Consider the following 17,664-nt stretch of genomic DNA (forward strand, 5'->3'; position numbering starts at 1 on the left):
ATACGCTATCTTAAGAGCCGGCCCTCGATCGACCAGCGCGCGGCGATGAAATTCAGCACCGCCGCCACGATGACACCGCCGATCTTTGCCGGCCACACGCCGGCGATGCCGGCAAAGAGTGCGATCGACAGGCTGGAGACGCCGAGCGAGATCAGCGCCCCAAGCGAGACGAAGCGAAGGAAGGCGTCATGCAGCCGGATCGCGCGATTGCGCTCGAACGACCAGAACCCATTCGCCACGAAGGAGAAGACGACGGCGATGGACCATGAGACGATGTTGGCGGGCAGCGGCGGGACATGCAGCTTGAGCAGCAGGAAAAACCCGGCAAGGTCGATGGCCGTGTTCACCAGCCCGACAATGGCGAAGCGGACGATCTTGCTGCCGGTCGAACGCTGGGGCTGGTCGGCGCCGCTCATCCCCTGCCATCCATGATCTCGACATCGGCGCGGGCGAGGCTCTCGCCGAATGAGTCCGAGGCCAGCACGCCGAATTCCACTTCGCGCACCCTTTGCATTGGATCACGCCCGCGCAATGTGTCGTCGACATAGCCGGGATGGCACATGAACAGGCCTCGTTCCGGCAGTGTTTCGACAGCGGCATGCAGAACCGGAGCAAACCTCTCGGGTTGCCGCCAGTCATAGATGCCGGCGAGCGGCTTGAAAATGGTGAAGCCGGCGCGCGCCATCGCACGGTTGAAGCCGGCGGCCACGGCGGCGATTGCCGCGACTTTCGGCGCCACGGTGGCATTGCCAAGCGCCGGCGCCCCGCGCAGCACCGGCTTCTCGGAAGCTTCTGAAAACCGCGCCCGCAGCCATGTACGCACGACCGGCAGGAAATGCACGTGCTGGTGGCCGTCGATGAAGTCGGGCCGGCGGCCCAGCGCCTCGATGAAGCGATCGTACTGTGCGTCGAGCTCGGCATGGACATCTTGCTCGTCGACGCGGCCGCGCAGGACCGGCAGTGCCAGCGAGCGGAGCGGCGGCAGCCTGCCTTCCGGCGCCAAGCTCGATCGGCCCGTGACCGCTGGCTGGTCCGTCAGGGTAAGATGCAGCCCGACCGCCGCGCGGCCGCACAGCGGCTTCATGCGCGCCGCCGCATCAGGCCATTCGGGAAAGCCGGTCATGCAGCTGGTGCCCGTCAGGCGGCCTCGATCGAGCAGGTCGAGTATCCCGGAGGAAACGCCTGGCGCCAGTCCGTAATCGTCGGCGATCAAACGGATGCGCCGCGTCATGCCCCGGGTGCGCCTGGCAACCTGTCAGCGGCGACCTCGCCGCGCAAGGCCTCACCATGCAAGACCTCACCACGCAAAATCTCACCACGCAAGACATCGCGCACGATATAGACCGGTCGATCCTTGCTCTCCGAGAGCGTGACCCAGACATATTCGCCGATCAGGCCGAGCAGTGTGAGGTTGAGGCCGCCGAGCAGGACGACGGCGACCATCAGGCTGGGATAGCCGGGCACCGCGATGCCATAGAACATCACTTCGAAGAACACCTTGGCGCCGTAAAGCAGGCCCGCCAGCGCCGCCAGCATCCCGCTCAGGCTGATGATACGCAGCGGGATGACGGAAAACGACGTAAACCCTTCCAGCGAGAAGGCGATCAGGTTGAGCCGGCTCCATTTCGACTTACCGCTGGCGCGGTTCTCCGGCGAATATTCTATGGCCTTCTGGCGGAAGCCGGCCCAGGCGAACAGGCCCTTGTTGAAGCGCCGCTTGTCGCGCAAGCTCGTCAGCGCGCGTGCCACAGCGGCCCGCATGACGCGAAAATCACCCGCGTTCTCCGGAATGTCGAAGCGCTGGCTGCTGTTGATCAGGCTGTAGAAAAGCCGCGCCAACTGGCTGCGCCGCCAGCTGGCCTCGCGCCGGTCGTTCTGCGCGTAGACGACATCGATGTCGGGGTTTTCCACCAGTTCGGCGATCATCTTCAGGCTGATGTCCAACGAATGCTGGAGATCGGCGTCCATGACCAGCACCATGTCGCCCCGCGACTGGTCTAGGCCGGCGAGCACCGCGACTTCCTTGCCGAAGTTGCGGCTGAGCCGCACGATCTCCCAGGAACCCGACAGCGCCTGCGAAAACCGCTCTGCGCTATCGTCGCGGCTGCCGTCGTCGATCAGGATCTTGTGGACGGCCATGCCGAAACGTTGCGACACCGCCGCTTCGAGCCTGTCGAGCAATTCGGCAAAAGCCGAAGCCGATTGCGCCTCGTTGAAAAACGGCGCCACGATATCGAGAGTAGGCCGCGACTCAGCCATTTGCGACAGGCCCTTCATGCATCACCTTGTCTCGCGTCACCTTGCCTTGCGCCTTGGCCCAGAACCACCAGATCAGGGAACCGGCGATAATGGTGACCGCGATCGGCCGAAACCAAGGATAGGTCAAATCTTGGATATGGCGGTCGACGCCCGTCAATCCGGTCAGGAACAGCATCACCGATAGCACCGAGGCCAGGACACCGCCTTTTTCCTCGCGCCATAACAAGGCAATGGCGAGGCCGGCGGGCACGGCGATCATGGCATAGGTGTTAGGCTCGACACGCGGGTTGAAGACGCACATGTAGAACGTCGCCGTCAGGAAGATGGCGAGATCAGCCGTTCCGCGCTCGAGCCTGCGGTCGAACCAGATGACTGCGCAGAGCGTAAACAGGGCCATGACGATGCGTATGACCGTGGCGCTGATTTCCGGCAGTGGCAGTCCCATCCGGGTGAAGGGGGCTGTGAAATCGGTGGGGACGAAGTGGCTGGTGTTGTCGACGGCCATCGAGGTCAGCATCTCTGCGAAAAGACGATATTGGTCGTTGAGATAGCCTGCAGGTGCGAAAGCGTAGGGCAAAGCGAGCACGAACAGCACCGCCAGCACCAGGACCGGTATCAACCGGAGGCGCAGGGCTCCCACCAACAGCAGCATGATGATCGCCGTCGGCTTGGCGATGATGGCAACGGAAGCCCAGAAGAACGTTTCGGCGCGACGCCCCTCGAGGGCCGAAAAGGTAAGGAGCCAGCAGGCGCCGGCCAAGAGGATCGTCGCCTGGCCGTTGCGGATTGCGCCCATCGCCATCGGCAGGGCAAGAAAGAGCCCGAAGGAAAGCAGCCATGGCAGTTCCCCGCCGCCGAGCTTGCGCACCTGCCGCATGGCGGCCAATGTCAGCACCGCGAAACCGATAATATGCCAGATCAGGCCGCCGAGATGCGGGCCGAGCTTGACCAGCGGAACGTAGAGCGCGGCAAAGGCCGGCGCGTAGAGATACCCCATCTCGGACTGTAGATTGTAGAGCGGGCGGCCGGCCAGAAGGGCCTCGCTGCCGTCTATATAGGCCTGCCAGACTGTACGCGTGTGGGGTGACCACAGGACGAGCGCAAGAACGACCAGGAAGGCTCCGATCCACATGCCAAGTCCCAAACGGTCGAAGACCGGCTTGGAAAGCGTCATCCGCGCACCCCACACAATTCCAGAACGATTTCCCATCACCGCCTGTATTTGAAGGCGGCATATCACGGACAAAGCAGCGTGGCATAGAGGGGCCGGAAGACGCGGACATCGAAACCGCCGGCCCGCCCTGAAGCCGGAGACCGGCCTTTGTTGATGACCATCGATGGCCTTTTGAAGGCCTCGGCTTCGAACTCCAGATGCCCTAGGAATTGCGCCAACCCTTTGTTTTAACGCAATTTCCAGGGGAAATCGCTATGCGCTTTTCCCGGGAAAACGGCTTCCCACTTTTCCGGAAGTTGCTTTAAGGCCGGATGAAAACCTTGCCATTGGGCTTGGCCAGTTCCGCCGGCAACCGCGCCATGGCCTCGGCGAGCGGCACCACCGCCGTCACGTCGGTCGACCAGCGCCCGTCGGAAAACCGCTTCTGCGCCTCCAGGATCGCCAGGCCGCGCCGGTCTTTGAATTGCCGCATCCATTCGCTCAGCCAGAAGCCTTCTATGTGCTTGTGCTGGAAGATCATCTGGCCGGGCTCGCGGATGATGGTGGCATCGGTGTCGAGCCGGCCGTAGATGATCCAGCGCGAACGCTTCGGCATGACGTCGAAGATGGTCGAGGCCAATGGTCCGGTCACCGCATCGAGGAAGATGCGCGGCTGCTCTTCTTTCATCACTTGACGCAACGCTGCCTTGAAGTCCGGCGCCTTTTCATTGAGGACATGCGCCGCGCCAAGCTCTTTCAGCAATGCGGTCTGGTCTTCACGGCGCACGGTGACGATAGGCCGGAACCCCGCCTCCCCAGCCAGGCCGATGATCAGCTTGCAGAGCTGGCTGGCGCCGGCGGTCATGACGAAGGCCTTTTCACCCTCCTGTTTGACGATCTCGAACATGGCGATCGCGGTGAGCGGATTGACGATCATCGCCGCGCCATCCTCATCACGCACGGTGTCGAGGAGCGGAATGCAGACCGCCGTCTCGGCGACGGCATATTGCGCCCACGAACCCCAGTTGGTAACGCCGGTGGCGAAGGCGACCCGCTTGCCGATCAGGCTTTTGGGATAGGGCTCATCACCGCCGGCAACGACCGTGCCGACGCCCTCGAAACCGGCCGGTTGGCCCTTGGCGCGCGGCTGGCCGTACTGGCCCTTGATGAAGGCGACGTCGGAAGGATTGATCGAGGCGAGACTGACCTTGATCAGCACCTGGCTCGGTCCAGGCGCCGGCACCGCAATGCTGCCCGGTTCGATGTAGGGCTCCATCGCTTCCAGCACGCTGCCGCTCGGCGTCCTGGTGTAGCCGTCGCCGACCAGCAGCAGCGCCTGCATATCGGAAGGGATGGTCATCGCGGGCTCCTTGGCTGCTGGCAGAGGTCAGGCAACGGCTCAGACCTTTTCCTGCGTGTATTTCTTCAGCTCCGTCCGCGCCACCTGGCGGCGATGCACGGCATCGGGTCCGTCGGCGAGGCGCAATGTCCTCAGATGCGTCCACGAGCGGGCAAGCGGCGTATCCTGGCTGATGCCCTGGGCGCCGAACATCTGCACCGCCTCGTCGGTCACCTTGAGCGCGACGCGTGGTGCGATGACCTTGATCTGGCTGATCCAGGGGGCCGCGGCGCGCGCATCGCCCTGGTCGATCATCCACGCCGCCTTGAGGCACAGCAGCCGCGCCATCTCGATCTCCATGCGGCATTCGGCGATGATGTCGAAATTGGCACCGAGTTTCGCCAGGGGTTGGCCGAAGGCCTCGCGGCGCACCGAGCGCTGGCACAGCATCTCCAGGGCCATCTCGGCCTGGCCGATGGCGCGCATGCAGTGGTGGATGCGGCCCGGCCCGAGCCGGCCTTGCGCGATCTCGAAGCCCCTGCCCTCACCGAGAATGAGGTTCGAGGCGGGTACCCGGACATTGTCGAAGCGAAGGTGCATGTGGCCATGCGGCGCGTCGTCGTCGCCATAGACCTGCATGGCGCGGACCTTGGTCACGCCCTTGGTGTCCGATGGCACCAGGATCATCGAATGGCGACGGTGCCGCGGTTCCTGGTCGCCGCCGGTCCGCACCATGACGATGTAGATGGCGCAACGCGGGTCGCCGGCGCCCGACGCCCACCATTTCTCGCCATTGAGCACATAGTCGTCGCCCTGCTTCTCGCAGCGCATCGCAATGTTGGTGGCGTCCGACGAGGCCACATCCGGCTCGGTCATCAGATACGCCGAGCGGATCTTGCCGTCGAGCAGCGGCTCGAGCCACGTCTTCTTGTGGTCGGCCGAACCGTAGCGTTCCAGCACCTCCATGTTGCCGGTGTCGGGCGCCGAGCAGTTGAAGGTCTCCGCGCCGAGATGCGCCTTGCCCATCTCCTCGGCCAGATAGGCATATTCGACAGTCGACAGGCCATAGCCGCGCTCCGAGCCGGTCAGCCAGAAATTCCACAGGCCGCGCTCCCGTGCGGTTCTCTTAAGCCCTTCGAGGATTTCGCTTTGCCGCGCGCTGTAAACCCAGCGGTCGCCGTCCTTGCCCACTTCGGCGAGGAATTCCTTGTCCAGCGGCATTATCTCGTCGCGTACCATGGCCGCGACGCGGGCGTGGATCGGCTTCAGCCGCTCGGTCATGCCGAGGTTCATCTCCGTCATCGGTCGCTAACCCTTCATACAGGCCGGGCATTTTACCCGTGGCAAGGATGACCGTACTTCGGATAGCCTTGTCAACGCGAACTGATTGCCGCATGCCGAGGCAGGGCGCAGAGGATTGTGGTGGGCTATCTGGATGAACTGTTTTCGGTGGCCGGCAAGACCGCGCTGGTGACGGGTGCGGCGACCGGCATCGGCCGCATGGCGGCTACAGCGCTGGTCAAGGCCGGCGCCAGCGTCATGATCGCCTCGCGCAAGGGCGAAGACTGCGTCAAGGTCGCCGGCGAATTGAACGATCTCGGCGCCTCCGGGCGGGCCGATGGCTTTGCTGGCGACGTCTCCAGCGAGGCCGGCATTGCCGCGCTTGTCGCCGAGGTCAAGGCGCGGACCGACCAACTCGATATTCTGATCAACAATGCCGGCGTTTCCTGGGGCGCGCCGCTGGGGAGTTTTCCCTACCACGCCTGGGCCAAGGTTTTCGGCGTCAATGTCACCGCGGTTTTCCACCTGACGCGCGAATTGCTGCCGCTGCTCGAGGCCGCCGCCAGCGACGCCGATCCGGCCCGGGTGATCAATCTGGGCTCGGTGATGGGCACGCAGCCGCTCGCCGACGACGCCTATTCCTACACCGCCTCGAAGGCCGCCGTTCATCATCTGACGCGTACTCTGGCGCTCGAATTCGCCCCTCGCCGCATCACCGTCAACGCCTTCGCGCCCGGCCCGTTCCAAAGCCGTATGACGGCCTTTGCCACCGGCACCCAAGAACAGGCCGACCATGTCGGCAGCCATGTTCCGATCGGCCGTATCGGCACACCGGATGACATTGCCGGCGCAACGCTCTATTTGTGCAGCCGTGCAGGCAGCTATGTCACCGGCGCCATCCTGCCGATCGATGGCGGGCAGTCGGTGCAGCATGGATTGACCTTGTTCAAGGAATGACATTTGCCGGCCGCAGAAGCCGGGGGTGAACTGGAGGACATGAGCGTGGAACCGATCAGTCTCGATGTGCTTCTGGCCAGCGTCGGCAAGGAAGTTGGCGTCTCACCCTGGCGGGCGGTTACGCAACGCATGATCGATCAGTTTGCGGACGCCACCGACGACCACCAGTTCATCCACTGCGACCCGGAGCGGGCCAAGCGCGAGACGCCGTTCGGCGGCACCATCGCCCATGGCTTCCTGTCGCTGTCGCTGCTGTCGGCGATGACCTTCGAGACCATGCCGCCGCTGGAAAACGGCAAGATGGGCGTCAATCACGGCTTCGATTCGCTGCGCTTCCTGGCGCCGGTGAAGACTGGCGCCCGCATCCGCACCCGTTTCGTGCTGGCCGACGTCAAGGTCAGGCCGTCGGGCTGGGTGCAGACCGCGCACGACGTGACGATCGAGATCGAGGGCTCGAAGAAACCAGCACTCACCGCCCGCTGGCTGACGCTGACCCTGATCGAACGCCAGCCCGAGACCGCATGAACGACCCGAACGCGCTCGACCAGGCGGCGCTCGCGTCCTACCTCGAGGCGGAAATCCCTGGCTTTTCCGGGCTCGCCGCAATCGAAAAATTCAAATCCGGCCAGTCGAACCCGACCTATCTGCTGATGGCGGCAAGCGGCCGCTATGTGCTGCGCGCCAAGCCGCCGGGGCAGTTGTTGAAATCGGCGCATCAGGTCGACCGGGAATTTCGTGTGATGAAGGCGCTTGCCGGCAGCGCGGTGCCCGTCCCCCGGATGCTGCATCTGTCGGCCGAGGATTCGCCGATCGGCCGCATGTTCTACGTCATGGCTTTCCTCGACGGCCGCATCTTCTGGGATCCGGCATTGCCCGAAGCGCGCGACAACGATGAGCGTTCCGCTGTTTACGACGCCATGAACGGTACGCTGGCGGCCCTGCACGCTGTCGATGTCGAGGCCGTGGGCCTCGGTGATTTCGGCCGGCCGGGCAATTATTTCGAGCGGCAGCTGGCCCGCTGGACCAGCCAGTACCGCGCTTCGGAAACCGGCGCCATCGCCGACATGGACCGCCTGATCGCCTGGCTGGAACGGCATATGCCCGCCGATGACGGCCGTGTCTCGCTGGTCCATGGCGACTACCGGCTGGACAATCTGATCTTCGCGCCGGACCAGCCAAAGGTGCTGGCGGTGCTCGACTGGGAGCTTTCGACATCGGGCCATCCCTTCGCCGACATCGCCTATCAGTGCATGCAGTGGCGCTTGCCGCACGCATCCGGCTTTCGCGGCCTCGGCGGCATTGACCGGACGGCGCTCGGCCTGCCCTCGGAAGAGGATTATGTCGCCGCCTATTGCCGCCGACGCGGGCTCGAAGGCATCGGCAATTGGCCGTTCTTCATCGCCTTCTCCTTCTTCCGCCTGGCGGCGATCTGCCAGGGTGTCTACAAGCGGGCGCTGGACGGCAATGCCTCCAATCCCGAAAAGGCCAGAACCTATGGCGAGGCGGTGAAGCTCTTGTCACATCTCGCCGCCAAGCTGATCGACAAAGAGATGTGACGTGATGGGAGGGACGGCTGTGTCGGCGCGATCCGATGCCTGTTGTTTGGGAACCTGAGGCGCTCTTGTCCGTTTCCGTACAGCGTATATAGTTTAGCCGGACACCCACCAATCAAAAGGCACGGATCTTGCCGCAGAGCGTCCAGAAACGCCGCGAGAAACAAAAGGCCGAACTGCGCTCCGAACTGGTCGCAGCCGCGCACAAGCTCGTCCAGGAAGAAGGCTATGAGGGGCTGACCATCCGCAAGCTGGCCAAGCGGGTCGGCTATGCACCGATGTCGGTCTATTCCTACTTCGCCGACAAGCAGGACATCCTGTTCGCGCTTGCCGAAGATGCGTTCGAGACGCTTGCCCGGCGCATCGAGGAGCACCCTTCCGACGACCCGATCGAGGCCCTGCAGGCGGTGATGACCGAATATGCGGCCTTCGGGCTTGGCAATCCCAACGAATACCGCACCGTCTTCATGACCGAAAAGACCAAGCTGCCGGAAGGCAGGAGCTACGCGGACATGGAGGAAAGCAACCCGGCGATGAAGGCACTGATCAGCCGGGTCGAGGCCTGTGTCGCCGCCGGCAAGCTGCAGGGCGATCCGCGCGCCATCGCCACCATGCTTTGGGCGGTCGGCCACGGCACGATCTCGCTGCTGATCACCTTTCCATTCTACCCCTTCGGCGATCCCCAGGCTTTCGTGAAGCGGATGTGCGATTTCACGCTTGCGACATTGCGCACGCAAGATGTGCCTCCGCTGACCGAGACACCGGTCAACTGCTGAACGACATCCCCTTACTGCAAAACCTTGTCGCCACCGGCCAAACCGGTGGCGATTTCTTGGTTAACAAAAAATTTCCGTACATGTACGATTTCGTCTTGAACTTCGTGAGCGGCAGGCGTATCTGTACGGCATAACGTACATGTACGAAGAAATTCACCCGTCGAAAACGGAGACTGACAATGAAAAAGACCGTCCTCACCCTCGCCGCCATTCTGGCCCTTTCGGGCTCGGCTTTCGCCGCCAGCGCCACCCACCCGGTCAAGCACCTGCCGGCTGCGACCTGCGTCGATACCAGGACCAATGTGAAGCTCGATTGCGCTTCGACCGGCTCGGTCGAGAAGAAGGGCAACACGGAAAACACCGCTGAAGGCAAAGGCCCGCGCCTCGGCATCAGCATCAACCCGTGGATCGTGCCGAGCGCGTTCTAACATTTGCGCCAAACGCTTCTGGCCGGCGCGGCCGGCCATTCGGTGACGTCAGCCGATCGAGACCGGCAGCCTGGTCGTCGAACTCTCGAACGCTGCATCGATCAGCTTCTGCATGTCGGCGGCGCGCCGGAACGATGGATCGCCGTTCTGCCCGCTATCCAGCGCCTCGGCGAAGCGCCTTGCGTTACGCTTGACATCCGGCGGCGCCAGAGTCCGCCAGCGCTGCAGGTCGACATCTCCGCCGAGACAGGCGGACAGGTGCGAAACCTTGCCGTCGGTCTCGACCTTGATGGCGCCCTTGGTGCCGTGCAGCGTCAGCGACAGATCGTTGGCGTGGCCTGTCGTGTAGCGGCTCGCCATGATCGTGGCGAGCGCGCCTGACTTCAGCCGCGCCGTCATCGCCACGCTGTCATTGGCGTCCAGCACATAGTCGCCAATCTGCTCGCCCTCGGCCTTCGGAAACGTCACCAGGTCGGCATGCAGGCTGACGATGTCCTGGGCGGCGCCATAGGTGGCGAAGTCCAGTATGTGTATGCCGACATCACCCAGCACGCCTGTCGAACCATGCCGGCTCGACAGGCGCCACAGCCATTTGTCCTCGACCCGCCAGTTGCCCCAGGATTTGCTGACCAGCCAGCTTTGCCGATAACTCGCCTCGACATGGCGGAGTTCGCCGATGGCGCCGGCCTGCACCATGCGCCGCGCTTCCTGGATGGCCGGCGAATTGCGGTAGGTCAGGTTGACCATGTTGACGACGCCTGCTGCCTCGGCGGCTTCGGTCATGGCAAGCGCGTCGGCATGGTTCGGCGCCAGCGGCTTCTCGCAAAAGACGTGTTTGCCCGCGGCAAGCAGCGCCAGCGTCGTTGCCTTGTGCACGCCGTCCGGCGTGGCGTTGATGGCGGCATCGAACTGGCCCCAGGCGGTCGCCGCCTCAAGGCTCTCGAAGCAGTCGCCAATCTTGTTTGCCCCGGCGAACGTCGCCGCGCGGCCTGGCACCTGGTCGACACAGGCCACGATGCTGCAGCCGGGAATCCCGGCGAACTCCTCGACATGATGCCCGGCGATGCCGCCGGTGCCGAGCAGAAGAATTCGGTGCATCAACCCACCCCCAACCAGTTCATGCCCCGATCAGCCCAGGCCCCGATCAGCCCAGGTCGCGATCAGCCCAAGTCGCGATCAGCTTAGGCTGATCAACTAAGACCCTTGTCGCCATCGGCATGCAGGCGCAGGCCTTTCTGGACGATCTTCTCCTTGGCCTTGTCCGTCGGCACGTTCGGCGCATTGGTGACGCCGGACCATGCGGGTGCGGGATTGTGCGCCCAGTGCACGGCGTTGCGCAGCACCTGTTGCACCCCCTCATTGTGGTAGATCGGATAGGTCTCGTGGCCCGGCGAGAAATAGAAGATCCGTCCCGCGCCGCGCTGATAGGTCAGTCCCGACCGGAACACCTCGCCGCCCTCGTACCAGGAGATGAATACCGTCTCCAGTGGCTCCGGCACCGCGAACGGCTCGCCATACATTTCCGTCTCGCCGATCTCCAGGCATTCGCCGATGCCTTGCGCGATCGGATGGCCGCGATTGATCGCCCAGACGCGTTCACGCTCGCCCGCCTCGCGCCATTTCAGCGAGCAAGGCGTACCCATCAGGCGCTTGAAGATCTTCGAGTAGTGCCCGGAATGGAGCACGATCAGCCCCATGCCTTCCCAGACCCGCTTCTGCACGCGTTCGACGATCTCGTCCTTGACCTCGCCATGGGCGGCGTGGCCCCACCACAGCAGGACATCGGTGCCGGCCAGGCGCTTCTCGCCCAGGCCATGTTCGGGCTCCTGCAAAGTGGCCGTGGTCGCCTCGATGCCCTTGTCCTGGTTGAGCGCGGCGGCAATAGTGCCATGCATGCCCAAGGGATAGAGATCGCGCACGGCGGCGTTGGTCTGTTCATGGACATTCTCGCCCCAGACGACGGCTTTTATCGGCATTTGCATCTCCCAAAGCGCTTTAAATAGCGCATCTGACGGGACCTTGAGAAGGTACCGCCAAGACTGAAACTGGGGAAATCAGGGGTTGCGGGTTTTCCGTCCCGCAACGGTTTTGGCCTTGCCGGGCTTGGCAGGTGCGCCGGGGATTGCCGAGCTGGTGATCGACACCGGATCGCTGGCCGGGAACGTATCTTCGAGGCCCTCTTCGAGCTCCTCTTCGGCATTGGCCTCGTCGTGCCGCTCGTGTTCGAGCGAGCGGACCGCCGCGGTTTTGGATTGCGGCGGCGACTTCGGCGCGGACTTGGACGGCATCGACATTTCTCCCTCGACTTGTTGCCGCACAACGGACGCGCGCGGCAAACGTTCCGGGTTCAGACCGCCGCGTCGCGTGCCCCTTCGGACAGGAAAGTAAAGACATAGTCCGAGAACGAACGCCAGCACTCGACCCGGAAGGCGTCCACGGCTGTACGCAACAGCACGATTTCGGCCTTGCCAAGGATGGTTCGCGAGGCAGCCCCCACCGGGAACGCATCGAGCGACAGATCCTGCGGACAGCCCGAATTGATCGTTGCGGCCGCCCCGGCGCCGGTAACGGCAATCGCGACATTGCGGTGCGAGACACCCACTGCCGAATGGAGCGCTGCAACCGTGGCGCAAGCGGCGAGCGGATCGTTGCCGGCCTCGTCGATGACAAACCATTCGTCCGGCCCAAGCCACAGGGCGGTGCGGCCAGCCTTCGACACGGACGTCTTCGGCTTTTTCGGCAAGGTCACGCCGAGCGCCTTAGACAGCGCTGCGACCGAAGCCTCCGGCGCGCGCAGCGAAATACGCTCTGCCGGCGGCAGGATCTCGACCTTGGCGTCGGTTGCGGAGATGGCACGCCCGGCCAATGCGGATCGACGCCCGACCGAAGGCGATGCGGCCGGAGCGACCTTCTTTGCAGCAGCCTTAGCCATTGAGGCGCCCTCCCGTCTCGTCGAAGAACACCATGCCGGTAACCTCCACTTCGATCACTCCGTTCGGCATCGGCACGTAGAGCGTGTCGCCCATGCGGTCGCGGCCGCCGGCGACCAGCGCCAGCGCGATGGAGCGGCCGCAATTCTGCGACCAGTAGCTCGAGGTGACGTGGCCGATCATCTTCATCGGGATCGCCTGCTTCGGATCCTCGACGATCTGCGCGCCTTCCTCCAGCACCACCTTCGGGTCCTTGGTCTTGAGGCCGACCAACTGCTTGCGGCCTTTCGCGACCAGATCCGGCCGCGTCAGGCCGCGGATGCCGACGAAATCGGTCTTCTTCTTGCCGACCGCCCAATCGAGGCCGGCATCACCAGGGGTCACCGTGCCGTCGGTGTCCTGGCCAACGATGATGTAGCCTTTTTCGGCGCGCAATACGTGCATGGCCTCGGTGCCGTAGGCGGCGGCGCCATGCTTCTGGCCCTCGGCCCACAGCGCTTCCCAGACAGCCTGGCCGTAGTCGGCCGGGACATTGACCTCGAAGCCGCGCTCGCCGGTGAACGACATGCGGAACAGCCGCGTTGGCACGCCGCAGATCTTGCCTTCGCGCACCGACATATGCGGCAGCGCCTCGTCGGACATGTCGATGCCCTCGACCAGCGGTGCGATGATGTCGCGCGACTTTGGCCCTTGCACGGCGATAACCGCCCATTGTTCGGTGATCGAGGTCAACCACACATTGAGATGCGGGAACTCGGTCTGGAGATAGTCCTCCATGTGGTTCATGACCCGCGGCGCGCCACCGGTCGTCGTCGTCACATGGAAGCGGTCCGGCGCCAGCCTGCCGACGACGCCATCATCATAGATGAAACCGTCCTCGCGCAGCATGATGCCATAGCGGCAGCGGCCGGGTTCCAACTTCTCCCACGGATTGGTGTAGAGCAGTTCCATGAACTTGGCGGCATCCGGCCCGACCACTTCGATCTTGCCGAGTGTCGAGGCATCGAACAGCCCTGCCTTGTTACGGACCGCAACGCATTCGCGGTCGACCGCCGCATGCATGTCTTCGCCCGCCTTCGGGAAATACCAGGCGCGCTTCCACTGGCCGACATCCTCGAACACGGCACCTTGTGCTTCGGCCCACGGATGGATCGCGGTCTTCCGTGTCGGGTCGAACAGCGGCCCGCGCGCATGGCTGACGATCGCGCCAAAGGTGACCGGCGTGTAGGGCGCGCGGAACGTGGTCAGGCCGACTTCGGGGATCGGCTTGCCCAGCGTCTCGGCGGCGATCGCCAGGCCGTGCATGTTGGAGGTCTTGCCCTGGTCGGTAGCCATGCCGTTGGTGGTGAAGCGCTTGACGTGCTCGATCGAACGCATGCCTTCATGCACCGCCTGGCGGATATCCTTGGCGGTGACGTCGTTCTGGAAATCGACGAACGCCTTCACCGTCGTGTCCGGCCCGGCGCCGGGGCCAGCCCCCAGCATGCCGCGCGACCAGCTCTCAGAGGCATCGACCTTCGGCTTCGCGCCCTTGGCGGTTTTCGCGCCGGCATCTTTCGCTGCCTTGGCGCCAGCCGCGTAGGCCTCGTCGACCGTTGCCGACAGCCCGTCAGTGCCGTTGCAGGCGCCGACGGAGACGCAGTCCTGCGCGTACGTGCCCGGCACGAAGCGCTTGGTCTCGTCGTTGAAGGCGACCTTGCCGCGCGATTGCGAGAACAGATGCACCGACGGCGTCCAGCCGGCCGACATCAGGATCGCGTCGACGGGGATAGTGCGTTCGCCGCCGCCATTCTTCGGCTGCACGGTCATGGACGACACCCGCAATTTGCCGCCGGCGCGGATCACCGCGCGGCCGAAATTGATCTCGATGCCGAGCGCCCTTGCCTCGTCGATCACCGGTCCGGTCGGGTTGTCGCGCAGGTCGACGATCGCCGCCACATTGACGCCGGCCTTCTTCAGGTCGATCGCCGCCGCGTAGGCCGAGTCATTGGCGGTGTAGACACCGATATTCCTGCCGACCGCCACGCCATAGTGATTGAGGAAGGTGCGCGCCGCGCCCGCCAGCATGATGCCTGGCCGGTCATTGTTGGCGAACACCATGTGGCGCTCGATGGCGCCGGAGGCCAGCACGACGCGCTTGGCGCGCACCTGCCACAGCCGCTCGCGCGGCAAATCGTGGTCGGGGGCCTTCAGATGATCGCTGACACGCTCGACCAGGCCGACGAAATTCTGCGCGTAGTAGCCAAAAGCAGTTGTGCGCGAGAGCACGCGGACATTGTCCATCGCGCTCAGTCTGGCGATCGCCGCCTGTGCCCAGGCAAAACCGTCCTGGCCGTCTATTTTCGCGCCGCTCTCGAAACGCAGGCTGCCGCCGAACTCGGCCTGCTCGTCGGCGAGGATGACCCGCACGCCGGTCTCCGCCGCCGCCAATGCCGCCGCGATACCTGCGGCGCCGCCGCCCAGAACCAGCACGTCGCAATGCGCGTAGCGCGAGGAATAATGGTCGGGATCGGGTTTGTCCGGAGAAACGCCAAGGCCGGCGGCCTCGCGGATCTTGGGCTCGTAAAAGCTCTTCCAGGCCGCCTTGGGCCACATGAAGGTCTTGTAGTAGAAGCCGGCCGAAAACATCGGCGATGCGATGTCGTTGACCGCGCCTATGTCAAAGGACAGCGACGGCCAGCGGTTCTGCGAGTTGGCGGCGAGTCCGTCATAAAGCTCCTGCACGGTGGCGCGCACATTCGGCGTCTTGCGCGCGGCGTCGCGCACGATCTGCACCAGCGCGTTAGGCTCTTCCGCGCCCGTCGACAGAATGCCGCGCGGCCGGTGGTACTTGAACGAGCGGCCGACCAGATGCACGCCATTGGCAAGCAGCGCCGAGGCCAACGTGTCGCCCTCGATGCCGGTATAGGAATGGCCGTCGAAGCTGAACCGAGCGGTCTTGGCCTGGCTGAGGCGGCCGGCGCCTGGAATGCGGAACGCGCCGCTCATTTGGCAACCACTTCGTTGGAGTTTTTGGGCAGCTTGGCGGGTTTCGGCTCGCCCGCCTTGTAGGTCATGACGAACTTGTCGGTGACGGTGTCGCGCACTGCATTGAAGAAGCGGGCGCAGCCATGCATGTGCCGCCAGCGCTCGTAGATGATGCCCTTGGGGTTCGAGCGGATGAAGAAAAATTTCTCGAAATCGTCGTCGCTCTCGCCGGCCATATTGGCCGAGCGCGCGATATGGGCCTCGCCGGCGTTGCGGAATTCGAGCTCCGGGCGCTCTTCCTCGCAATAGGGGCAGAGTATGAGAAGCATCGTCTTCGTTCCTACAATTCGCCGTGGCCGACGCGGGCGCCGGCGGGTTGGTCGCAAAGCTTCTGGCCCATGGTCATGAATGGAGCGACGAGCCGCAGGCGCTCCTCGACGCTTGTCGCATCGCGAAACAAAGCGCGGTTGGCCATGTTGCCGAGCGTCAGTTGCATCGGGTCGGTGGTGACGATCACGCCACGCGGCTCGAAATCCTCGTCCTCGTCCAGCCCATGCGGCCGGCCTTCAAAGAACATCACCACTTTCTGGCCGGCGCTCCACACGCATGCCAGCGTCCCGTCGTCGACCGAAAACGGCCAGCCGGCCTCGTTGCCGGCACGTTCGATCGGCTGCAGCCGCACCTCTTCCGACGACGGCAAATGGAACATGCCCTGTTCCCCCGCCAGCACCAGCGGCATGGCGACAGCGAGTTCGGTCATCATCAATGCGCCACCGCCGCCGCCGCGGCCTCGTCGATGAGGCGGCCGGTGCGGAAGCGTTCGATGGTGAAGGGCGCGTTGATCGGATGCGGATCGTCCTTGGCGATGGTGTGGGCAAAGACATGGCCCGAGCCGGGCGTCGCCTTGAAGCCGCCGGTGCCCCACCCACAATTGACGTAGAGGCCGGGCACCGGTGTCTTGGCCAGGATCGGCGAGCGGTCGGGCGTGACGTCGACGATGCCGCCCCACGAGCGCAGCATCTTCATGCGCGTGAAGATCGGGAACATCTCGCAGATGGCGTCGAGCGTATGCTGCAAGATGTGCAGGCCGCCGGTCTGCGAATAGGAGACATACTGGTCGGTGCCGGCGCCGATGACCAGTTCGCCCTTGTCGGACTGCGAGATATAGGCGTGCACGGTGTTGGACATCACCACACAAGGCACCACCGGCTTGACCGGCTCCGACACCAGCGCCTGCAGCGGGTAGCTTTCCAGCGGCATGCGCACGCCGGCCATGTTCATGATCACCGAGGAATGACCTGCAGCAACGACGCCGACCTTCTTGGCGCCGATGAAGCCACGTGTCGTGTCGACGCCCATGACCGCGCCATTGGCGGCCCGCTTGACGCCGGTGACCTCGCAATTCTGGATGATGTGCACGCCACGCGCCGAAGCACCGCGCGCATAGCCCCAGGCCACCGCATCGTGGCGCGCCGTGCCGCCACGCCGTTGCAAGGCGGCCCCGACCACCGGATAGCGCGCATCCCTGGAGATGTTGAGCGGCGGGCAGAACTCCTTGGCCTGCTCCGGCGACAGCCATTCATTGTCGATGCCGTTCAGCCGGTTGGCATGGACATGGCGCTTCAGCACCTGGATGTCGTGCACATTGTGGGCGAGCATCATGACGCCGCGCGCCGAATACATGACGTTGTAGTTGAGCTCCTGGGAAAGCCCATCCCATAGCTTCAGCGCGTGGTCGTAGATGCCGGCGCTCTCGTCATAGAGATAGTTGGAGCGGATGATGGTGGTGTTGCGCCCGGTGTTGCCGCCGCCGAGCCAGCCCTTTTCCAGCACAGCGACATTGGTGATGCCATGCACGGTGGCGAGATAGTAGGCGGTGGCCAGCCCATGGCCGCCGGCGCCGACGATGATGACGTCGTATTCCTTCTTCGGCTCGGGCGAGGACCATTGCTCCTCCCAACCCTTATGGCCGCGCATGGCCTCGCGGGCGATGGCGAATACCGAATATTTTTTCAACGTTC

At 64.1% G+C, this 17,664-nt stretch carries 19 protein-coding genes; 5 read left to right on the top strand and 14 right to left on the bottom strand.

The features are described from left to right. Window positions 1-5 precede the first annotated feature (5 nt). The 6 genes from X741_RS149605 to X741_RS149580 all read right to left on the bottom strand — a co-directional run bounded on the left by X741_RS149605 (window position 6) and on the right by X741_RS149580 (window position 6,053). Window positions 6-416 (bottom strand): GtrA family protein, encoded by a 411-nt coding sequence (locus X741_RS149605; protein WP_023778565.1) that lies wholly within the window; start codon window positions 414-416, stop codon window positions 6-8. Beyond that, entirely contained in the window at window positions 413-1,231 is an 819-nt protein-coding gene (locus tag X741_RS149600; RefSeq protein ID WP_023778566.1) for a ChbG/HpnK family deacetylase, read from the bottom strand. The genes X741_RS149605 and X741_RS149600 overlap by 4 nt, the downstream gene beginning before the upstream one ends. Continuing rightward, a complete protein-coding gene (locus X741_RS149595) occupies window positions 1,228-2,259 on the bottom strand; it encodes a glycosyltransferase family 2 protein (RefSeq protein WP_023778567.1) in 1,032 nt (343 codons plus the stop codon). The genes X741_RS149600 and X741_RS149595 overlap by 4 nt, the downstream gene beginning before the upstream one ends. Then, entirely contained in the window at window positions 2,252-3,433 is a 1,182-nt protein-coding gene (locus X741_RS149590) for a glycosyltransferase family 87 protein (protein ID WP_023778568.1), read from the bottom strand. Before X741_RS149590 ends, X741_RS149595 begins: the two co-directional genes overlap by 8 nt. A gap of 301 nt (window positions 3,434-3,734) precedes the next feature. Next, window positions 3,735-4,772: a zinc-binding dehydrogenase gene (locus tag X741_RS149585; RefSeq protein ID WP_023778570.1), complete on the bottom strand. Its 1,038-nt coding sequence runs from the start codon at window positions 4,770-4,772 to the stop codon at window positions 3,735-3,737. A 39-nt stretch (window positions 4,773-4,811) separates the two neighbouring features. After that, on the bottom strand, window positions 4,812-6,053 hold the full coding sequence (locus X741_RS149580) for an acyl-CoA dehydrogenase family protein (protein WP_023778571.1): 1,242 nt from the start codon (window positions 6,051-6,053) through the stop codon (window positions 4,812-4,814). 120 nt (window positions 6,054-6,173) lie between these two features. Between X741_RS149580 and X741_RS149575 the strand changes: the two genes are divergently transcribed. The 5 genes from X741_RS149575 to X741_RS149555 all read left to right on the top strand — a co-directional run bounded on the left by X741_RS149575 (window position 6,174) and on the right by X741_RS149555 (window position 9,746). Further along, a complete protein-coding gene (locus X741_RS149575) occupies window positions 6,174-6,989 on the top strand; it encodes an SDR family oxidoreductase (RefSeq protein WP_023778572.1) in 816 nt (271 codons plus the stop codon). A gap of 39 nt (window positions 6,990-7,028) precedes the next feature. After that, window positions 7,029-7,514 (top strand): MaoC family dehydratase, encoded by a 486-nt coding sequence (locus X741_RS149570; RefSeq protein ID WP_023765869.1) that lies wholly within the window; start codon window positions 7,029-7,031, stop codon window positions 7,512-7,514. Further along, a complete protein-coding gene (locus X741_RS149565; RefSeq protein ID WP_023778573.1) occupies window positions 7,511-8,545 on the top strand; it encodes a phosphotransferase family protein in 1,035 nt (344 codons plus the stop codon). The genes X741_RS149570 and X741_RS149565 overlap by 4 nt, the downstream gene beginning before the upstream one ends. Window positions 8,546-8,673: 128 nt before the next feature. After that, on the top strand, window positions 8,674-9,318 hold the full coding sequence (locus tag X741_RS149560) for a TetR/AcrR family transcriptional regulator (RefSeq protein WP_023778574.1): 645 nt from the start codon (window positions 8,674-8,676) through the stop codon (window positions 9,316-9,318). Window positions 9,319-9,497: 179 nt separating this feature from the next. Beyond that, a complete protein-coding gene (locus X741_RS149555; protein WP_023778575.1) occupies window positions 9,498-9,746 on the top strand; it encodes a DUF680 domain-containing protein in 249 nt (82 codons plus the stop codon). A 48-nt stretch (window positions 9,747-9,794) separates the two neighbouring features. Here the strand turns inward: X741_RS149555 and X741_RS149550 are convergent, their stop codons facing one another. From X741_RS149550 to X741_RS149515, 8 genes are all read right to left on the bottom strand, one after another. After that, window positions 9,795-10,844: a Gfo/Idh/MocA family oxidoreductase gene (locus X741_RS149550; RefSeq protein WP_023778576.1), complete on the bottom strand. Its 1,050-nt coding sequence runs from the start codon at window positions 10,842-10,844 to the stop codon at window positions 9,795-9,797. Window positions 10,845-10,936: 92 nt separating this feature from the next. Beyond that, complete coding sequence (locus X741_RS149545; RefSeq protein ID WP_023778577.1) at window positions 10,937-11,722, bottom strand: ThuA domain-containing protein; 786 nt, start codon at window positions 11,720-11,722, stop codon at window positions 10,937-10,939. Between the two features lie 78 nt (window positions 11,723-11,800). Beyond that, window positions 11,801-12,034 (bottom strand): hypothetical protein, encoded by a 234-nt coding sequence (locus tag X741_RS149540; protein WP_023765875.1) that lies wholly within the window; start codon window positions 12,032-12,034, stop codon window positions 11,801-11,803. A 59-nt stretch (window positions 12,035-12,093) separates the two neighbouring features. Next, window positions 12,094-12,678 (bottom strand): sarcosine oxidase subunit gamma, encoded by a 585-nt coding sequence (locus X741_RS149535; RefSeq protein WP_023778578.1) that lies wholly within the window; start codon window positions 12,676-12,678, stop codon window positions 12,094-12,096. After that, window positions 12,671-15,664, bottom strand: coding sequence for a sarcosine oxidase subunit alpha (locus X741_RS149530; protein WP_023778579.1), 2,994 nt, complete (start codon window positions 15,662-15,664; stop codon window positions 12,671-12,673). The genes X741_RS149535 and X741_RS149530 overlap by 8 nt, the downstream gene beginning before the upstream one ends. Further along, window positions 15,661-15,972: a sarcosine oxidase subunit delta gene (locus tag X741_RS149525; RefSeq protein ID WP_023778580.1), complete on the bottom strand. Its 312-nt coding sequence runs from the start codon at window positions 15,970-15,972 to the stop codon at window positions 15,661-15,663. Before X741_RS149525 ends, X741_RS149530 begins: the two co-directional genes overlap by 4 nt. Before the next feature lie 11 nt (window positions 15,973-15,983). Continuing rightward, on the bottom strand, window positions 15,984-16,406 hold the full coding sequence (locus X741_RS149520; protein ID WP_023778581.1) for a hypothetical protein: 423 nt from the start codon (window positions 16,404-16,406) through the stop codon (window positions 15,984-15,986). After that, complete coding sequence (locus X741_RS149515) at window positions 16,406-17,659, bottom strand: sarcosine oxidase subunit beta (RefSeq protein WP_023778582.1); 1,254 nt, start codon at window positions 17,657-17,659, stop codon at window positions 16,406-16,408. The genes X741_RS149520 and X741_RS149515 overlap by 1 nt, the downstream gene beginning before the upstream one ends. Window positions 17,660-17,664 lie beyond the last annotated feature (5 nt).

The sequence above is a fragment of the Mesorhizobium sp. LNHC221B00 genome (assembly GCF_000502935.1).
GTDB lineage: Bacteria > Pseudomonadota > Alphaproteobacteria > Rhizobiales > Rhizobiaceae > Mesorhizobium > Mesorhizobium opportunistum.